At 75.7% G+C, this 16,125-nt stretch carries 12 protein-coding genes; 4 read left to right on the forward strand and 8 right to left on the reverse strand.

Annotated elements, in window-relative coordinates; all coding sequences use genetic code 11:
- Positions 1 to 77 precede the first annotated feature (77 nt).
- Positions 78 to 5,051, forward strand: coding sequence for a DEAD/DEAH box helicase (locus tag GWJ10_RS15985; protein WP_163188475.1), 4,974 nt, complete (start codon positions 78 to 80; stop codon positions 5,049 to 5,051).
- A 44-nt stretch (positions 5,052 to 5,095) separates the two neighbouring features.
- On the forward strand, positions 5,096 to 5,935 hold the full coding sequence (locus GWJ10_RS15990; protein WP_163188477.1) for a DNA-formamidopyrimidine glycosylase family protein: 840 nt from the start codon (positions 5,096 to 5,098) through the stop codon (positions 5,933 to 5,935).
- Positions 5,936 to 5,986: 51 nt separating this feature from the next.
- Here GWJ10_RS15990 and GWJ10_RS15995 read toward each other — a convergent pair whose 3' ends face one another.
- The 4 genes from GWJ10_RS15995 to GWJ10_RS16010 all read right to left on the reverse strand — a co-directional run bounded on the left by GWJ10_RS15995 (position 5,987) and on the right by GWJ10_RS16010 (position 10,782).
- Entirely contained in the window at positions 5,987 to 6,328 is a 342-nt protein-coding gene (locus GWJ10_RS15995) for a helix-turn-helix transcriptional regulator (protein ID WP_021483863.1), read from the reverse strand.
- Positions 6,329 to 6,718: 390 nt separating this feature from the next.
- Positions 6,719 to 7,183, reverse strand: coding sequence for a CinA family protein (locus GWJ10_RS16000; protein ID WP_241005870.1), 465 nt, complete (start codon positions 7,181 to 7,183; stop codon positions 6,719 to 6,721).
- Positions 7,184 to 7,254: 71 nt separating this feature from the next.
- On the reverse strand, positions 7,255 to 7,884 hold the full coding sequence (gene pgsA / locus GWJ10_RS16005) for a CDP-diacylglycerol--glycerol-3-phosphate 3-phosphatidyltransferase (protein WP_021483781.1): 630 nt from the start codon (positions 7,882 to 7,884) through the stop codon (positions 7,255 to 7,257).
- Positions 7,885 to 7,947: 63 nt separating this feature from the next.
- Positions 7,948 to 10,782 carry a DNA translocase FtsK gene (locus tag GWJ10_RS16010; RefSeq protein ID WP_241005858.1) on the reverse strand — a complete coding sequence of 945 codons (2,835 nt, stop codon included), beginning with the start codon at positions 10,780 to 10,782 and terminating at the stop codon, positions 7,948 to 7,950.
- Between the two features lie 121 nt (positions 10,783 to 10,903).
- Between GWJ10_RS16010 and GWJ10_RS16015 the strand changes: the two genes are divergently transcribed.
- Positions 10,904 to 11,809: an MBL fold metallo-hydrolase gene (locus GWJ10_RS16015; protein WP_163188483.1), complete on the forward strand. Its 906-nt coding sequence runs from the start codon at positions 10,904 to 10,906 to the stop codon at positions 11,807 to 11,809.
- Between the two features lie 80 nt (positions 11,810 to 11,889).
- Here GWJ10_RS16015 and GWJ10_RS16020 read toward each other — a convergent pair whose 3' ends face one another.
- Complete coding sequence (locus GWJ10_RS16020; protein ID WP_061267556.1) at positions 11,890 to 12,255, reverse strand: Imm51 family immunity protein; 366 nt, start codon at positions 12,253 to 12,255, stop codon at positions 11,890 to 11,892.
- Between the two features lie 42 nt (positions 12,256 to 12,297).
- The gene (locus GWJ10_RS16025) at positions 12,298 to 12,708 is read right to left on the reverse strand and encodes a hypothetical protein (protein WP_061267555.1); all 411 of its coding nucleotides are present in this window, start codon (positions 12,706 to 12,708) and stop codon (positions 12,298 to 12,300) included.
- A 102-nt stretch (positions 12,709 to 12,810) separates the two neighbouring features.
- Between GWJ10_RS16025 and GWJ10_RS16030 the strand changes: the two genes are divergently transcribed.
- Positions 12,811 to 13,401, forward strand: a complete 591-nt coding sequence (locus GWJ10_RS16030; protein ID WP_076406496.1) for a TetR/AcrR family transcriptional regulator — start codon at positions 12,811 to 12,813, stop codon at positions 13,399 to 13,401.
- 49 nt (positions 13,402 to 13,450) lie between these two features.
- On the opposite strand, the gene GWJ10_RS16035 is transcribed toward GWJ10_RS16030, so the two are convergent.
- Positions 13,451 to 14,320 carry a DUF4328 domain-containing protein gene (locus GWJ10_RS16035; protein WP_163188485.1) on the reverse strand — a complete coding sequence of 290 codons (870 nt, stop codon included), beginning with the start codon at positions 14,318 to 14,320 and terminating at the stop codon, positions 13,451 to 13,453.
- Between the two features lie 83 nt (positions 14,321 to 14,403).
- Positions 14,404 to 16,089, reverse strand: coding sequence for a ribonuclease J (locus GWJ10_RS16040; RefSeq protein ID WP_034655491.1), 1,686 nt, complete (start codon positions 16,087 to 16,089; stop codon positions 14,404 to 14,406).
- Between the last annotated feature and the right edge of the window lie 36 nt (positions 16,090 to 16,125).

The following is a 16,125-nucleotide window of genomic DNA, read 5'->3' on the forward strand; positions in this document are numbered from 1 at the left end:
GAGGCGCACGGGCGGGCCGCCGGGGCGCCGGCACGCTGCGGCGGGCGCGTGTGGGTGGGCACCCCCAGAATGGGCGCGTGACCTCGGACCCGCTCGCCCGCTTCGCCGCGCCCACGCGCGCGTGGTTCTCGGGCGCGTTCGACGCGCCGACCGCCGCCCAGGCCGGTGCGTGGGAGGCCGTGTCGAGCGACCGGCACGCGCTCGTGGTCGCCCCGACCGGTTCGGGCAAGACGCTCGCCGCGTTCCTCTGGTCGCTCGACCGGATCCTCGCCGCGCCCCCGGAGGAGGCCCCGGCGCGCGAGGCGCGCTGCCGCGTCGTCTACGTCTCGCCGCTCAAGGCGCTCGCCGCGGACGTCGAGCGGAACCTGCGCTCGCCGCTCGCGGGCATCCGCCAGGCCGCGGTGCGGCTCGGGCTCGACGTGCCGGACGTCGTCGTCGGCACGCGCACCGGGGACACCCCCACGAGCGAGCGCCGCCGGCTCGCCACGCACCCGCCGGACATCCTCATCACGACGCCCGAGTCGCTGTTCCTCGTGCTGACGTCGCAGGCGCGCGCGGGGCTCGTGGGCGTCGAGACGGTGATCGTCGACGAGATCCACGCGGTGGCGGGCACCAAGCGGGGCGCTCACCTGGCCGTGTCGCTCGAGCGCCTGGACGCGCTGCTCGAGGCGCACGAGCGGCCCCCGGCGCAGCGCGTCGGGCTCTCGGCCACGGTCCGCCCCGTCGAGGCGGTCGCGACCTTCCTGGGCGGGCACCGGCCCGAGGCCGAGGGCGGGCGCGAGGTCGTCGTCGTGCAGCCGCCGTCGAGCAAGCACATCGAGGTCGACGTCGTCGTGCCCGTCCCGGACCTCTCGGACCTCGGGACGGCGGCGCTCGTGCCGGACGCCGGGTCGCGGTCGGACGGCGGCCTGCCGCCCCTGCCCCCCGGCGAGCGCGACCTCACAGGCCCGGCGACGTCGCGCCCGACGGGCGCGCCCGACGTCCGGCCGCCGCGCCCGTCGGTCTGGCCGCACGTCGAGGAGCGGGTCGTCGACCTAGTCACCGACCACCGCTCCACGCTGGTCTTCACGAACTCGCGCCGCGGAGCGGAACGCCTCACGGCGCGCATGAACGAGCTGTGGGCCGAGCGTCAGGGCGAGGACGTGCTCGACCCGGGCACGGTCACCGCGGCGCAGGTGCAGGCGCAGTCGGGCGCGAGCTCGGGCGTCGAGCCCGTCATCGCCCGCGCGCACCACGGGTCGATGAGCCGGGCCGAGCGCACGCGCACGGAGACGGAGCTCAAGGACGGCCGGCTGCCCGCGGTGGTCGCGACGTCGAGCCTCGAGCTCGGCATCGACATGGGCGCGGTGGACCTCGTGGTCCAGGTCGGGGCGCCGCCCTCGGTCGCGTCGGGCCTGCAGCGGATCGGGCGCGCGGGCCACCAGGTGGGGGCCGTGTCGCACGGCGTGGTGTTCCCCACGCACCGGGGCGACCTCGTGCCGTCGGCGGTCGTCGCCGAGCGCATGCGCTCCGGCGGCATCGAGGAGCTCCACGTGCTCGCCAACCCGCTCGACGTGCTCGCCCAGCAGGTCGTCGCGATGGTCGCGGTCGACGAGTGGACGGTCGCTGAGCTCGCGACGCTCGTGCGGCGCAGCGAGCCCTACGCGCACCTCGGCGACGCGTCGTTGCACGCCGTCCTCGACATGCTCGCGGGCCGCTACCCGAGCGAGGACTTCGGCGAGCTGCGCGCGCGGATCGTGTGGGACCGCGCGTCGGGCCGGCTCACCGGGCGGCCGGGCGCGCTGCGGCTCGCCGCGACGAGCGGCGGCACGATCCCCGACCGCGGGATGTACGGCGTGTTCCTCGCGACGGACGCCGGGACCGGGACCGTCGCGGGCGACCCGGACACCGCGGGCGGCCGCGCCCCGCGCGGCGGCAAGCGCGTCGGCGAGCTCGACGAGGAGATGGTCTACGAGTCGCGCGTCGGCGACACGTTCACGCTCGGGTCGAGCACGTGGCGCATCGAGGACATCACGCCCGACCGCGTGCTCGTCACGCCCGCGCCGGGCATCCCGGGGCGGCTGCCGTTCTGGAAGGGCGACTCCCCCGGCCGCCCCGCCGAGCTCGGCCGTGCGCTCGGCGCGTGGGTGCGCGAGACGGACGCGCTCGCCGCCACCGACCCCGACGCGGCGACCGACCGGCTCCGCACGGCGGGCCTCGACGCGTGGGCGAGCGACAACCTGCTGGCCTACCTGCGCGAGCAGCGCGACGCGACCGGGCGCGTCCCCGACGACCGCACGGTCGTCGTCGAGCGCTTCCGCGACGAGCTCGGCGACTGGCGCGTCGTCGTGCACTCGCCGTACGGAGCGAAGGTGCACGCGCCGTGGGCGCTCGTGCTCGCCGCGCGGCTGCGCGAGCGCTACGGGGTCGACGCCGCCGCGATGCACGCCGACGACGGCATCGTCCTGCGGCTCCCGGACACCGGGGACTCGTGGCTCGAGGGAGCGACCGACGGCTCGGGCGGCCTCGGCGGCGACGCGCCCGTCGTCGGCGTCGAGGACCTGCTCCTCGACCCGGACGACGTGCTCGACGCGGTGCGCGACGAGCTCGGCGGGTCGGTGATGTTCGCGTCGCGGTTCCGCGAGGCCGCCGCCCGCGCGCTCCTGCTGCCCCGGCGTCGTCCGGACCGGCGCCAGCCGCTGTGGCAGCAGCGGCAGCGCTCGGCGCAGCTCCTGTCGGTGGCGTCGGAGTACCCGGAGTTCCCGATCGTCCTTGAGGCCGCCCGCGAGTGCCTGCAGGACGACTTCGACGTCGCGGCGCTCACCGACCTCATGCGCGACCTCGCCGCCGGGCGCGTGCGCCTCGTCGAGGTGACGACCCCGACGCCGTCGCCCTTCGCGCAGTCCCTCCTCTTCGGGTACACCGCCCAGTTCCTCTACGACGGCGACGCCCCGCTCGCGGAGCGCCGCGCCGCCGCGCTGTCGCTCGACCCCACGCTCCTCGCCGAGCTGCTGGGCGGCGACGGCGTCGCGGCCCAGCTCGCCGATCTGCTCGACCCCGCCCAGATCGAGCGGACCGAGGCCGAGCTCGGCGCGCTCGCGCCCGAGCGGCAGGCGCGGCACGCCGAGGACGTGTGGGACGTGCTGCGCCGGCTGGGCCCGCTCACCGAGGCCGAGGTCGCCGCGCGGACGCGCGAGGACGTGCGCGCCGACGTCGCGGCCTGGCTGCGCGAGCTCGAGGCCGCGCGCCGCATCATGCCCGTGCGGCTCGCGGGGGTCGCGCCCGAGCGCGCGCAGCAGTGGGCGGTCGTGGAGGACGCCGGCCGTCTGCGCGACGCGCTCGGCGTCGCGCTGCCCGTCGGTATCCCCGAGGTGTTCACCGAGCCCGTCCCCGACCCGCTCGGCGATCTCGTGCGCCGCCACGCCCGCACGCACGGCCCGTTCACGGCCGCCGACCTCGCCGCACGTCTCGGGCTGGGCGTCGCCGTCGTCGTGCAGACGCTCGAGCGGCTCGAGGCGGCCCGGCTCGTCGTGCGCGGGCGGCTGCGGCCGGAGGCGATCGGCGGCACGGGCGACGACTGGTGCGACGCCGAGGTGCTGCGCGTCCTGCGCCGGCGCTCGCTCGCCGCGCTGCGCGCCGAGGTGGAGCCCGTCCCCGCCGAGACGCTGGGCGTCTTCCTCCCGCGTTGGCAGGGTCTCGGCGCGCTGCGCGGCGTCGACGGGCTGCTGCGCGTCGTCGAGCAGCTCTCGGGCGCGGCCGTCCCCGCGTCGGCGCTCGAGACCCTCGTGCTCCCGGCGCGCGTCAGCGACTACACCCCGACGATGCTCGACGAGCTGACGACGACCGGCGAGGTCGTGTGGTGCGGGCACGCCCCGCTGCCCGGCTCGGGCGGCGGCGACGGTCTCGTCAGCCTCCACCTCGCGGAGTGGGCGCCGCTCACGCTGCCCGACCCGGGCCCGGCACCCGAGACCGGCCTCCACGCCACGCTGCTCGACCTGCTGGAGGGCTCCGGCGGGTACTTCCTCCCGCGGCTGGCCGAGCGCGCCGGCGCGGAGACCGTCCCGACGCTCGAGGCACTGTGGGACCTCGTCTGGTCGGGCCACGTGACGAACGACGGCCTCGGGTCGCTGCGGGCGCGGCTCGGCGCCGCCGGGGGGACCCACCGCGCGCCGCGCGCCCCGGCGCGGGCCCGGCCGCTCGCGCGCGGCCGGTTCGCGGGCCTGCGGCCGCCGACGTCGCCCGAGACGGTCCTGCGCGGCGGCGCCGGGCGGTGGTCGGCGCTGCCGCCGCGCGAGCCCGACCCCACCCGCCGGGCGCACGCGCTCGCCCGCGTCCTGCTCGACCGCCACGGCGTGCTCACGCGCGCCGTCGCGCCCGCCGAGGGCGTCGCGGGGTCGTTCCGCGCGGTGTACCGCGTGCTGAGCGAGCTGGAGGCCACGGGTGCGGCGCGGCGCGGGTACTTCGTCGAGCACCTCGGCGGCTCGCAGTTCGCGCTCCCCGGCGCGGTCGACCAGCTCCGGACCGACGCGCAGGACCGCGAGCGCGCGCTCGAGGCCGACGCCGCGGCGGCCGCGACCGACCCGTTCGCTCCGCTCCCCGACGCGCGGACGTCGCGCGGCGGTCCTCGTCCCGGCGCCGTGCTGCTCGCCGCGACGGACCCGGCGAACCCCTACGGCGCGGCGCTGCCGTGGCCCGCCCGCCCGTCGACCGGACCGGGCGCACCCGGCACGGACGGCACGGACGGCACGACAGGCGAGGGCTCGCGCGGCCACCGCCCGGGCCGCAAGGCGGGCGCCGTCGTCGTGCTGAGCGACGGCGACCTCGCGCTCTACGTCGAGCGCGGCGGGCGGTCCGTGCTGTCCTTCGTGGACGGCCCACGCCTCGCCGAGGCGAGCGCGGCGCTGGTCCGCGCCGTGCGGGCGGGCACGCTCGGGAAGATCGTGGTGCAGCGCGTCGACGGCGTCGAGGCCCTCGCGGGCGCCGGCACGACCCGGACCCCGGCGGACGACGCGGTGCGCGCGCTGCTCGACGCCGGCTTCCGCGCGACGCCGCGCGGCCTGCGGGCGGCCTGACGTGCGGCGGTCGTCGCGCGCCCCCGGCCACGGGGGGCGGTCGCGTGCCCGAGGGTGACATCCTGCGTCTCGTGTCGGCCCGCCTCGACGAGGCGCTCAAGGACCGGGTGCTGGTCCGCTCGGACCTGCGGTGGCCGAGCGCCGCGGAGATCGACCTGGTCGGGCGGTCGGTCGTCGGGAACCAGGCCTACGGGAAGCACCTGTTCACGCGGTTCGACGACGGCCGGTCCCTGCACACGCACCTGCGCATGGAGGGGTCGTGGCGGCTCGCCCGGACGGGCACGCACGACGCGCGCGGGGCGGAGCCGAACGTGCGCGTCGTCCTCGCGAACGAGTGGTGGACGGCGGTCGGGAACCGGATCGGCATGCTGCACGTGCTGCGCACCGCGGACGAGCGCGTGATCGTCGGGCCGCTGGGGCCCGACGTGCTCGGCGACGACTTCCCGGAGACCGGGCTGCCCGAGGCGGCCGCGCGGATGCGGGCCGACGACGCGGCGGGCGGGAGCGGCCCCCGGTACCGGCCGGAGCGGGCCGCAACGGGTGTGCCCGTCGCGGAGGCCCTGCTCGACCAGCACCTCGTCGCCGGCATCGGCACGATCTACACGGCCGAGTCGCTCTTCGCCGAGCACGTCTACCCGTGGACGCCCGTCCGCGACGTCGAGGACCTCGAGGGCCTCCTGCTCACGGCACGCACGCTCATGCAGCGCACGGTGCGGCACGGGTTCGACCCGCGCGCCGGCGTCGTGCGGCACGTGCACGGGCGCACACGAAAGGCGTGCCACGTGTGCGGCACGCCTGTCGCGGAAGGTACGGCGAACGAGCCCCCGTACGACCGTCCGATCTTCTGGTGTCCGACCTGCCAGGCACCGCCCGCAGCAGGATGACGGCGGGCGTCGCTGCCCCCGCTCCCGGTGCGGCCGGTGCCGGCCCGACCGTCAGCCGACGGGCTGCAGGTCCTCGCGGCGTGCCGTGCCCTCGGGATGCTGGCGACCCAGCACGGCCGTCGCGAAGTCGGCCGGGATGGTGTCGGGGATCAGCAGACCCTCGGCGACGGCGACCCGGTCGCTGACCTCGCGCAGCACCAACGACATCGGGATGTCGAGCGCCTCGCAGATCGAGCCGAGGAGCTCCGACGACGCTTCCTTCTGACCGCGCTCCACCTCGCTGAGGTAGCCCAGCGAGACCCGTGCGGCGGAGGACACCTCTCGCAGGGTGCGCCCCTGTCGCTGGCGAGCGTCTCGCAGCACGTCCCCGATCTCTCGTCGAAGAACAATCATCTGGCGACCCCCTTCCGTGTCCCGTGCGCCCCCGGGAGCCGGAGAGGCCCCCACCCGGGTGCGCGAACTGCTCGTGCCGGTCTTCCTGTTCACTGCCCCGCGTGACGGGGTCGTCCTACCGTACCCCGCCCGCGGGCCGCTCACGTCGCCGGTGCCCCGTGCGGGACGGGGCGCGGGCGCGTTGTCCGTGCGTCCCACCGGTCGGTTGACGGTCCTGTTGGCGATCACGTGCTGTGCAACGTCGCGACGTGGGGTGTTGTTCCCGCGCCGGGCCTCCCGGCCGCTCCCCCGCGGCACGTTCACGACGTCTCCACGACGCCTCCGGCCCGGTCCACGCCCGGCCGGGCGGCCGACGCTCCCGCCGACGATTTCACCCGGCAGGGGGCATCGTCACGCCGTCGGCGGCCGGGGTCCGAACGCCGCGCGCGCGAGCGCCACCGCGGCGGCCACGGTGGCGGCGCGGACGGCCGCGCGGTCGCCCGCCAGGTGCAGTTCTCGCACCTCCGTGCCCCCCGGTCCGCTCGCGGCGACGAAGACGGTGCCCGGATCCTGGCCGTCCTGCGGGTCGGGACCCGCGACGCCCGTGGTCGCGATCCCGACGTCGGCCCCCAGCACGCCGCGCACGCGCTCGGCCATCTGGCGCGCGACCTCCGGGTGCACGGCCCCGTGCGCGGCGAGCAGGCCGCCGTCGACGCCGAGGACCGACTCCTTGACGTCGGTCGCGTACGCGACGACGGCGCCCCGGAGCACGCGCGAGGCGCCGGGCACGTCGACGATCGTCGCGCTGAGCAGGCCGCCCGTGAGCGACTCGGCCGTCGCGAGGGTCCACCCGCGGGCCTCCAGAGCGCCGAGCAGCTCGACGACGTCGGACCGGACGTCCGGGCCGGTGACCGACGAGCTCCCCGGCGCGACGGGAGCGTGGTCGGTCACGAGACGGGCGCGCCGTCCGTGCTCGGACCCCGCTCGACGACCCGGGCCGCGCGCACCGCGTCGCGGCGCAGGCGCCAGCCCTGGTACGCGTACTCCAGGCCGGTCACGACGGTCACGAGGATGGCCGCGGCGAGGACGATCCAGGCGACGACGCCGACGAACGCCGGCAGGTGCGCGAGCGGCAGCACGAAGAGCGTGATCGCGACGGTCTGCAGGACGGTCTTGAGCTTCCCGCCGCGAGACGCGGGCATGACCGCGTACTTGAGGACGGCGAACCGCAGGAGCGTGACGCCCAGCTCGCGCGCGAGCACGACGACGGGGACCCACCAGGGCAGCTCGCCGAGCGGCCACGCGAGCAGCACGAGGGCGGTGCCCACGAGCAGCTTGTCCGCGATGGGGTCGAGGAGCTTGCCCAGGTCCGTGACGAGGTCGTAGCGCCGCGCGAGGTAGCCGTCGAGGCGGTCCGACGTGGCGGCGAGGACGAAGATGCCCGTCGCGACGAGGCGCCACGTGACGGACTCCCCGCCGTCGACGAGGAGCGCCCACGCGAAGAACGGGACGAGCAGGATCCTCGCCATGGTGACGAGGTTCGCGGAGTTCCACGGCGAGGGGACGGCGTTGACCACGTCACCAGCCTAGGGGGTCGTCCGGGGTGCGCCGACCGTCGGCGGCACCACCGGGTGCCCGGGTCACCGCCAGCCCGACTCCACGTCGGCGCCGTCGTGGTACTCCGTCGCGGCCGGGGGCATGTGCCCGTCGGTGCCCTCGCCGTAGTCGTGGCCGCCCCCTGCGGCCGACGGCGCGGGGGCCGCGGCGGGCGCCTGGCCGTCGAAGACGTCCTGCGCGGGCTCGCCCCGGATGAGGGCGAGCGCCGACGGCAGCTCCTCGGGCGTCACGAGCACCTCGCGGGCCTTGGACCCCTCGGACGGGCCGACGATCTCGCGCGACTCCAGGAGGTCCATGAGGCGACCCGCCTTGGCGAAGCCGACGCGCAGCTTGCGCTGGAGCATCGACGTCGAGCCGAACTGCGACGTCACGACGAGCTCGGCCGCCTGGAGCAGCAGGTCGAGGTCGTCGCCGATGTCCTCGTCGATCTGCTTCTTCGTGGCCGCCTGCGTGACGTCCTCGCGGTACACGGGCTTGAGCTGGCTCTTCACGTGCTCGACGACGGCGTGCACCTCGGACTCCGAGACCCACGCGCCCTGCACGCGCATGGGCTTGGCCGCGCCCATGGGCAGGAACAGGGCGTCGCCCTGGCCGATGAGCTTCTCCGCGCCCGGCTGATCGAGCACGACGCGCGAGTCCGCGAGGGACGACGTCGCGAACGCGAGCCGCGACGGCACGTTCGCCTTGATGAGGCCCGTCACGACGTCGACCGACGGTCGCTGCGTCGCGAGCACCAGGTGGATGCCTGCCGCACGCGCGAGCTGCGTGATGCGCTGGATCGAGGCCTCGACGTCGCGCGGGGCGACCATCATGAGGTCGGCGAGCTCGTCGACGACGACCAGCAGGTACGGGTACGTCGCGATCTTGCGCTCGGAACCGGGCAGCGGCTTGACCTTGCCGGCGCGGACGGCGGCGTTGAAGTCGTCGATGTGCTTGAACCCGAACGCGGCGAGGTCGTCGTAGCGGGCGTCCATCTCGCGGACGACCCAGTCGAGGGCCTCCGCGGCCTTCTTCGGGTTCGTGATGATGGGCGTGATGAGGTGCGGGATGCCCTCGTAGATCGTCAGCTCGACGCGCTTGGGGTCCACGAGCACGAGCCGCACCTGCTCCGGCGTCGAGCGCATGAGGATCGACGTGATCATGGAGTTGATGAAGCTCGACTTGCCCGCGCCCGTCGCGCCCGCGACGAGGATGTGCGGCATCTTCGCGAGGTTCGCGACGACATAGCCGCCCTCGACGTCCTTGCCCACGCCCATGACCATGGGGTGCTCGGTGCGCCGCGCGGCCGACGACCGCAGGACGTCGCCGAGCACGACCGTCTCGCGGTCCGTGTTGGGGATCTCGATGCCGATGGCCGACTTGCCGGGGATCGGCGCGAGGATGCGCACGTCGGCGCTGGCCACCGCGTACGCGATGTTGTTGGACAGCGACGTGATGCGCTCGACCTTGACCTTGGGCCCGACCTCGACCTCGTAGCGCGTGACCGTCGGGCCGCGCGTGAACCCGGTGACCTTCGCGTCGACCTCGAACTGCTCGAACGTCTGCGTGAGCGCCTCGACCACGCGGTCGTTCGCGGCGGAGCGCACCTTGTGCGGCGCGCCCTTGACGAGCGCGTCCTCGTCCGGGAGCAGGTAGACCGTGTCGCCCTCGAGCATGGGCTGCACGCCCCGGGGCATCGGGCCGGGCGGGGGCGGCGGCACGCTGCCGACGCCGTCCTCCGGGGAGGGCGCGACCGCGCCCATCGCGGCCGCCGCCGTGTCCTGCGCGGCCCCCTGCCCGACGGCGGGGACCACCTCCGTGGCAGCGGTACCGGCGGCCGGCTCCTCCGCGCGACGCTTCTTCCCCCGACCGCGCGGCACGTCGTCCTCGTAGTCGAGGAACGCGGCCGTCTCGAAGGCCTCGTCGCCCGAGAAGCCGCCCTCGGGCTTCTCGATCTCCGCCGCCTCCGCCGCGCGCTGGGCCTTGGTGCGCCGCGGCTTGCGCGGTCGGCGACCTGCCGGGGGCTCGCTGCCGTCGTGGCGCGAGACGCCCTCCGCGAGCGGGAGCCCGTCGTCGTCGAGAGCGTCGTCCTCGGTGCGGTGGTTGCCGGTCAGCACGTCGTAGAGGCCGCGCAGCCGGCTCGGGATGCGGTGCACGGGCGTCGCGGTGACGACGAGCAGCCCGAAGAACCCGAGCAGCAGGAAGATCGGCACGGCGAACCACGGTGTCAGCCCGGCGGTCACGGGCGTGGCCGCCAGGTAGCCGACGATGCCCCCCGCGTCCTGCACCGCCGCGAAGCCGTCGCGCGGCGCGGGCAGGTCCTCCGAGATGTGCACGAGGGAGCACACGGACACGACGATGAGCGTGAGCCCGATCGCGACGCGCGAGTTCGCCTGGGCGCGCTCGGGGTGCCGCATGATGCGCACCGCGAGCCAGAGCAGCAGGACCGGGACCGCGACGCCGGCGAGACCGAACGTCCCCGCGACGACGCCGTGGACGACCTTGCCGAACGTGCCCTGGATGCCCCACCACTCGCGGGCCGCGACGACGACCGCGAGGGCGATGAGGGTGAACGCGACGCCGTCGCGCCGGTGTGCCGGGTCCAGCTCTCTTGCTCCTCTTCCGATGGTGCGCACGAGCGATCCCACGCCGTGCGCGGCGCCGAGCCAGACCCCCCGCACCGCCCGGACGGGCCACGGCGGCCCTGCCGCCGGGCGACGCGCCGGGCGGCGCGCGCTGGACGAGGAGGACCGTCCGCGACCGGTTCCGGCGCGCGACGTGCCGCGGGCCGTGGACGAACCGCCGCGCGCCGCGGTGCGGGGCGCTGGTGTGCGGTTGCTCGCGGTCCGACGTGCCTGCGGGGACGTGCGGGTCGCCATAGTGGTCCTAACCTACCTGCGGGGGACGACGGCGCCCGGGACCCCGGGGCGCGTGTCCCCGGCGGACCGGGGTTCGGGCACGGGCCCGCGACCCGGTCCCGCGAGGACGAGCGGAGGACCGATGGACGATCGCGCGGGCGTGCGGCGCAGCACCGCCGACGCGACCACGGACGGCGAGCAGGCGCACGCGCGCGACCTCGTGGAGGTCCGCCCGGGGGTCTGGGTGGCCACCGCGACGATCTGGGCCACGACGTCGACGGTCGTGGTCGCGCCCGACGGCGCGGCGCTCGTCGTCGACCCCGCGGTCACGGTCGAGGAGGTCGAGGCGCTGGCAGCCGCCATCCACGGCCGCGGCTGGCGCGTGACGGCCGGGTTCGCGACCCATCCGCACTGGGACCACGTGCTGTGGTCCCGCTCCCTGGGCGACGCCCCACGCTACGCCACGGCCCGCGGCGCCGACGCCGTCCGGGCGCGGGGAGCGGACCTGGTCACCGCGACCGACGCCGCCGCGCCCGGCCACGACCCGACGCTCGTCGGCGCGCTCACGCCGCTCCCCCGCGGCGCACGACGCCTGCCGTGGCCGACAGCACCGGACCCCGGGCAGGCCGAGGAGCGAGCCGACGCGCAGGCCGACGGGAAGACCGACGTCGTCGTGGTCGAGCACGACGCCCACGCGCCGGGCCACGCGGCGCTCGTCGTGCGGGGCGTGCTGCTCGCGGGCGACATGCTCTCGGACGTGGAGGTGCCGCTCGTCGACACCGGGTCGCGCGACCCGGTGCGCACGTACCGCGGGGCGCTCGACGCGCTCGAGCTCGCGGCGCGTGACGTCGACGCGCTCGTCCCGGGCCACGGGAGCCCGGCCGTCGGCCGTGCCGCCGTCGCCGCGCGCTTCGCGGCCGACCGCGCCTACCTCGACGCGCTGGAGCACGCGGTCGTGCACACGGACGCCGTGGTGGCCGACGACCGGCTCACCGGCTACGTCGCGACGTGGCACGACGAGCAGCTCGCCGCGCTGCGCGCGCGCTGAGGCCGCCCGAGCGGTCGTGCCCGGATCGCGGAGCCGCGGTCCGACGACACGAGGCCTCCTGGACCCGCCGCGCTCCGCGCTCAGTCGTCGAGCCCGAGCTCGACCGACCGGGCGAGCGCCGCGTCGAGGGCCCGCTCGTCGGTGACGAGGCGGTGCAGGTGCCGCGCCGCGACGTGCAGGGCGTCGAGGTCGGAGCCGTAGACGCTCACCATGCCGCCCTCGGGGTCGAACCCGACGGCCCCCAGCACGTCCGGCTCGTGGTCGGTCAGCGTGGCCTGGAGCGCGCCGGAGAAGTCGTAGCCCGAGCCCTCGACGCCGTGCCGCTCGAGCGCACCCTGGTGGTGGTGCCACTCCGGCCCGCCGGGCGAGTAGATGATGCTCCACCCCTGGGCCAGCGTGACGAGACGGACGGGGTCGAGCGGGACGAAGTCCTCGGCGGTGGTCATGCCGGAACCGTAGCGGGCAGCACCCACGGCGCAGTCCCGCGGTCAGCCGAGGAAGAGGCCGACGGCGAGGGTCACGACGCCCGCCGCGAGGACGACGGCCCCCGCGGGCAGCAGCGCGACGGCCCGGTTCGGCGTCTCGCGACCGGGGCCGACGGCCGACAGGAAGAAGCCGGCCGGGAGCAGGATCGCCGCGACGAGCACGCCGGTCGCCGCGAGCCAGCGCCAGGGGCCGGCGAGGCCCGTGGCCTCCGTGAGGAGTAGGCACACCAGACCGAGGATGACGAGAACCCCCGCGTGCGCGTGCCCGGCGCGAAAGAACGACGTCTGGAACGCGGTGGCCGGGACCCGCCGTGTCACGACCCGGACGAGGAAGGCCCCGCCGGACTCGATGCCGACGACGGTGAGAAGGACGATGCCGGCGGTGAGGCGGGCGGCGTCGGTGAGCTCGAGCACGGGGACCTCCGAGGGAGCGGCGCGAGAGCTCGCGCACCGGTTTGCGAACACTGTTATAGAACATCGTTCGCGAACGCTCGTCAAGGCCCCTAGACTCGGCGCGTGGCACGACCCCGACTGCACGACGACGCCCTGCGCGACCGCCTCCTCGACGTGGCGTCGCGCGCCGTCTCCACGCACGGGGAGGCCGCGGTGACGGTCCGGTCGGTCGCGACCGAGGCCGGGACGAGCGCATCGGCCGTCTACGCGCTCTTCGGCAGCCGCGACGAGCTCGTCGCCGCCGTCTCCGCGGAGGGCTTCCGGCGCTTCGCCGCACACCTCGCCACGGTCCCCCGCACCGACGACCCCGGTGCCGACCTGGCGGCCCTCGGTCGCGCGTACCGCGACTTCGCGCTGGCCGACCCGCACTTCTACGCCGTGATGTTCGCGCGCGGCGTCCGGCCGGGGCCGGACCGGCCCGAGGCGGTCGAGGAGCCCACGTTCCGCGTGCTGCGCGACGCCGTCGCGCGCCTCGTCCCCGAGGACGCGGGTGCCGCCGACGTCGCGCTCGGCCTCTGGGGGCTCGTGCACGGCCTGGTCTCGCTCGAGCTCGCGGGCCTCGTGCCCGGCGGGGACGACGCCCGGGCGGCGCGCTACGCCGCGACGCTCGCCGCCGTCGGTCCGGGGCTCGTGCGACGCGACGCCGACACCTAGGCCGGGAGCAGCAGGCCCGTCCGCCTGCCCACGGCGAGCGGACGCGCGGTCACCGGGCGTCGACTCCCGTGGCGGCACGCTGGCCCGCGGTGATCTCGCGGACGGTGCGCACCCACAGGACGAGCGCGAGGACGACGCCCGCGGTGCCCACCGTCTCCGCGACGGGCAGCAGCGCGAAGGTCCCGGCCGCACCGGCCGAGGAGAGCGTCGTCAGCTGCGTGGCGACGTTCGTCGCGACGCTCCACAGGATCCACCCGGCCCACCACCACCCGAGGCCGCGGCGCGGGGCGACGACGGTCGCGGCGCGCACGTCGCGCACGACCTGGTACGGGAACCACAACGCGACGACCGGCACGATCCACCCGAGCCAGACCCACACCCGGCTGCGCGCGTGCCCGTGCGCGGGCGACACGGCCTCGGCGAGCACGCGGCTCTGCCACAGCCACAGGCACGTCACGATCGCCGCGGCGAGCTGGACGGGAAGGAGCAGCAGGCCCACGGCGTCGTACCCGGTGAGGACCTCGGCGCTCGGGGTGCCGGCGCGGGCGGCGCGCTCGAACTCCTCGGCCGCGCCGAACGACGTGACCCAGGCCAGCACCTGCACGGCGGTGACCGCGACCGCGAGCGCGATCGTCCCCGTCGCGAGGCCCCCGGGGACGGGGGGTCGCGGGACGTAGCCGTTCCCGCCGCCGTACGCGCCGTATGCCGGGGCCGTCGGCTGCCCGTACACGGGTGCCGAGGGCGGCGTCAGCGCGGAGGGACCCGCGGGCGAGGGAGCCGCCTGCCCGTACGCGGGGACGGGCGCGGTGCCGTACGCGCCGTACTGCGGTACCGGCCGGCCGGGCGCCGAAGGCTGACCGGGGACGGGGCCGCCGGGCTGTCCGTAGGGCGGGACCCCGGAGGGGTCGTGGTGCGTCAAAGGGTGCCTCCTGCGCTGGTCGGGGCGCCAGCATACTGGCGCCCCGACCTGGGCGGAGACCGGTCCGACGCCGGTCGCGGAGGCTACGCCTCGACGACGACCGGGACGATCATCGGACGACGGCGCAGGCGGTTGGAGACCCACCGGCCGATGACGCGGCGCATGACCTGCTGGAGCTGGTGCGTGTCCGTCGCGCCGCCGGCGATCGCGTCCTCGAGCGCCTTGACGACCTCGGGCTGGATGTCCTGGAACACCTTGTCGTCCTCGGCGAACCCGCGCGCGAGGATCTGCGGCCCCGCGAGGACCTTGCCCGTCGCGGAGTCGACGACGGCGAACACGGAGACGAAGCCCTCCTCGCCGAGGATGCGGCGGTCCTTGAGCTCGGCGTCCGTGATCTCGCCGACGCTCGACCCGTCGACGTACACGTACCCGCACGGCACGGCACCCACGACGGACGCGCGCCCGTCGACGAGGTCGACGACGACTCCGTCCTCGGCGAGCACGACGCGGTCGGCCGGCACGCCCGTGCGGACCGCGAGCGCCCCGTTGGCGACGAGGTGGCGGACCTCGCCGTGCACCGGCATGACGTTCTTGGGCTTGAGCACGTTGTAGCAGTAGAGGAGCTCGCCCGCGCTCGCGTGGCCGGACACGTGCACCTTGGCGTTGCCGCCGTGCACGACGCGCGCGCCGAGGCGCGTGAGGCCGTTGATGATACGGAAGACGGCGTTCTCGTTGCCCGGGATGAGCGACGACGCGAGGATGACGGTGTCGCCGTGGCCGACCTGGACCTTGTGGTCGCCGTTCGCCATGCGCGACAGGGCGGCCATCGGCTCGCCCTGCGACCCCGTGCACATGAGCACGATCTCGTCGTCGCGCAGCGAGTCGACCTTCTTGAGGTCGATGAGCACGCCCTCGGGCACGTGGAGGTACCCGAGCTCGGACGCGATCGTCATGTTGCGGACCATCGAGCGCCCGACGAGCGCGACGCGGCGGCCGTGGTGGTGCGCGGCGTTGAGGACCTGCTGCACGCGGTGCACGTGCGACGAGAACGACGCGACGATGATGCGCTTCTCGGAGGCGGCGAAGACGTTGTCGAGCACCGGGCCGATCTCGACCTCGGGCGTGACGAACCCGGGCACCTCGGCGTTGGTCGAGTCGACCATGAACAGGTCGACGCCCTGCTCGCCCAGGCGCGCGAACGCGCGCAGGTCGGTGATGCGCCCGTCGAGCGGGAGCTGGTCCATCTTGAAGTCGCCCGTGTGCAGCACGGTCCCGGCGCCGGTCGTCACCGCGACCGCGAGCGCGTCGGGGATCGAGTGGTTCACGGCGACGAACTCGCAGCGGAACACGCCGAGCTGCTCGACCTGCCCCTCCTTGACCGCGAGGGTCACGGGCGAGATGCGGTGCTCCTTGAGCTTCGCCTCGACGAACGCGAGCGTGAGCTGCGACCCGACGAGCGGGATGTCGCGACGCAGGCGCAGGAGGTAGGGCACGGCGCCGATGTGGTCCTCGTGGCCGTGCGTGAGGACGATCGCCTCGATGTCGTCCAGCCGGTCCGCGATGTAGTCGAAGTCCGGGAGGATGAGGTCGACGCCGGGCTGGTTGTCCTCGGGGAAGAGGACGCCGCAGTCGATGACGAGCAGGCGCCCGTCGTACTCGAGGACGGCCATGTTGCGGCCGACCTCCCCGAGACCGCCGAGGGCGACGATGCGCAGCCCTCCGGCGGGGAGCTCGGGAGGCAGGGAGAGTTCGGGGTGGGGATGGCTCACGGGGCCTCCTGTCGTGGCTGAGCCGGGGGTTTCGAG

Origin of the sequence: Cellulosimicrobium sp. SL-1 (genome assembly GCF_011033075.1) — a bacterium.
Lineage (GTDB): Bacteria > Actinomycetota > Actinomycetes > Actinomycetales > Cellulomonadaceae > Cellulosimicrobium > Cellulosimicrobium funkei.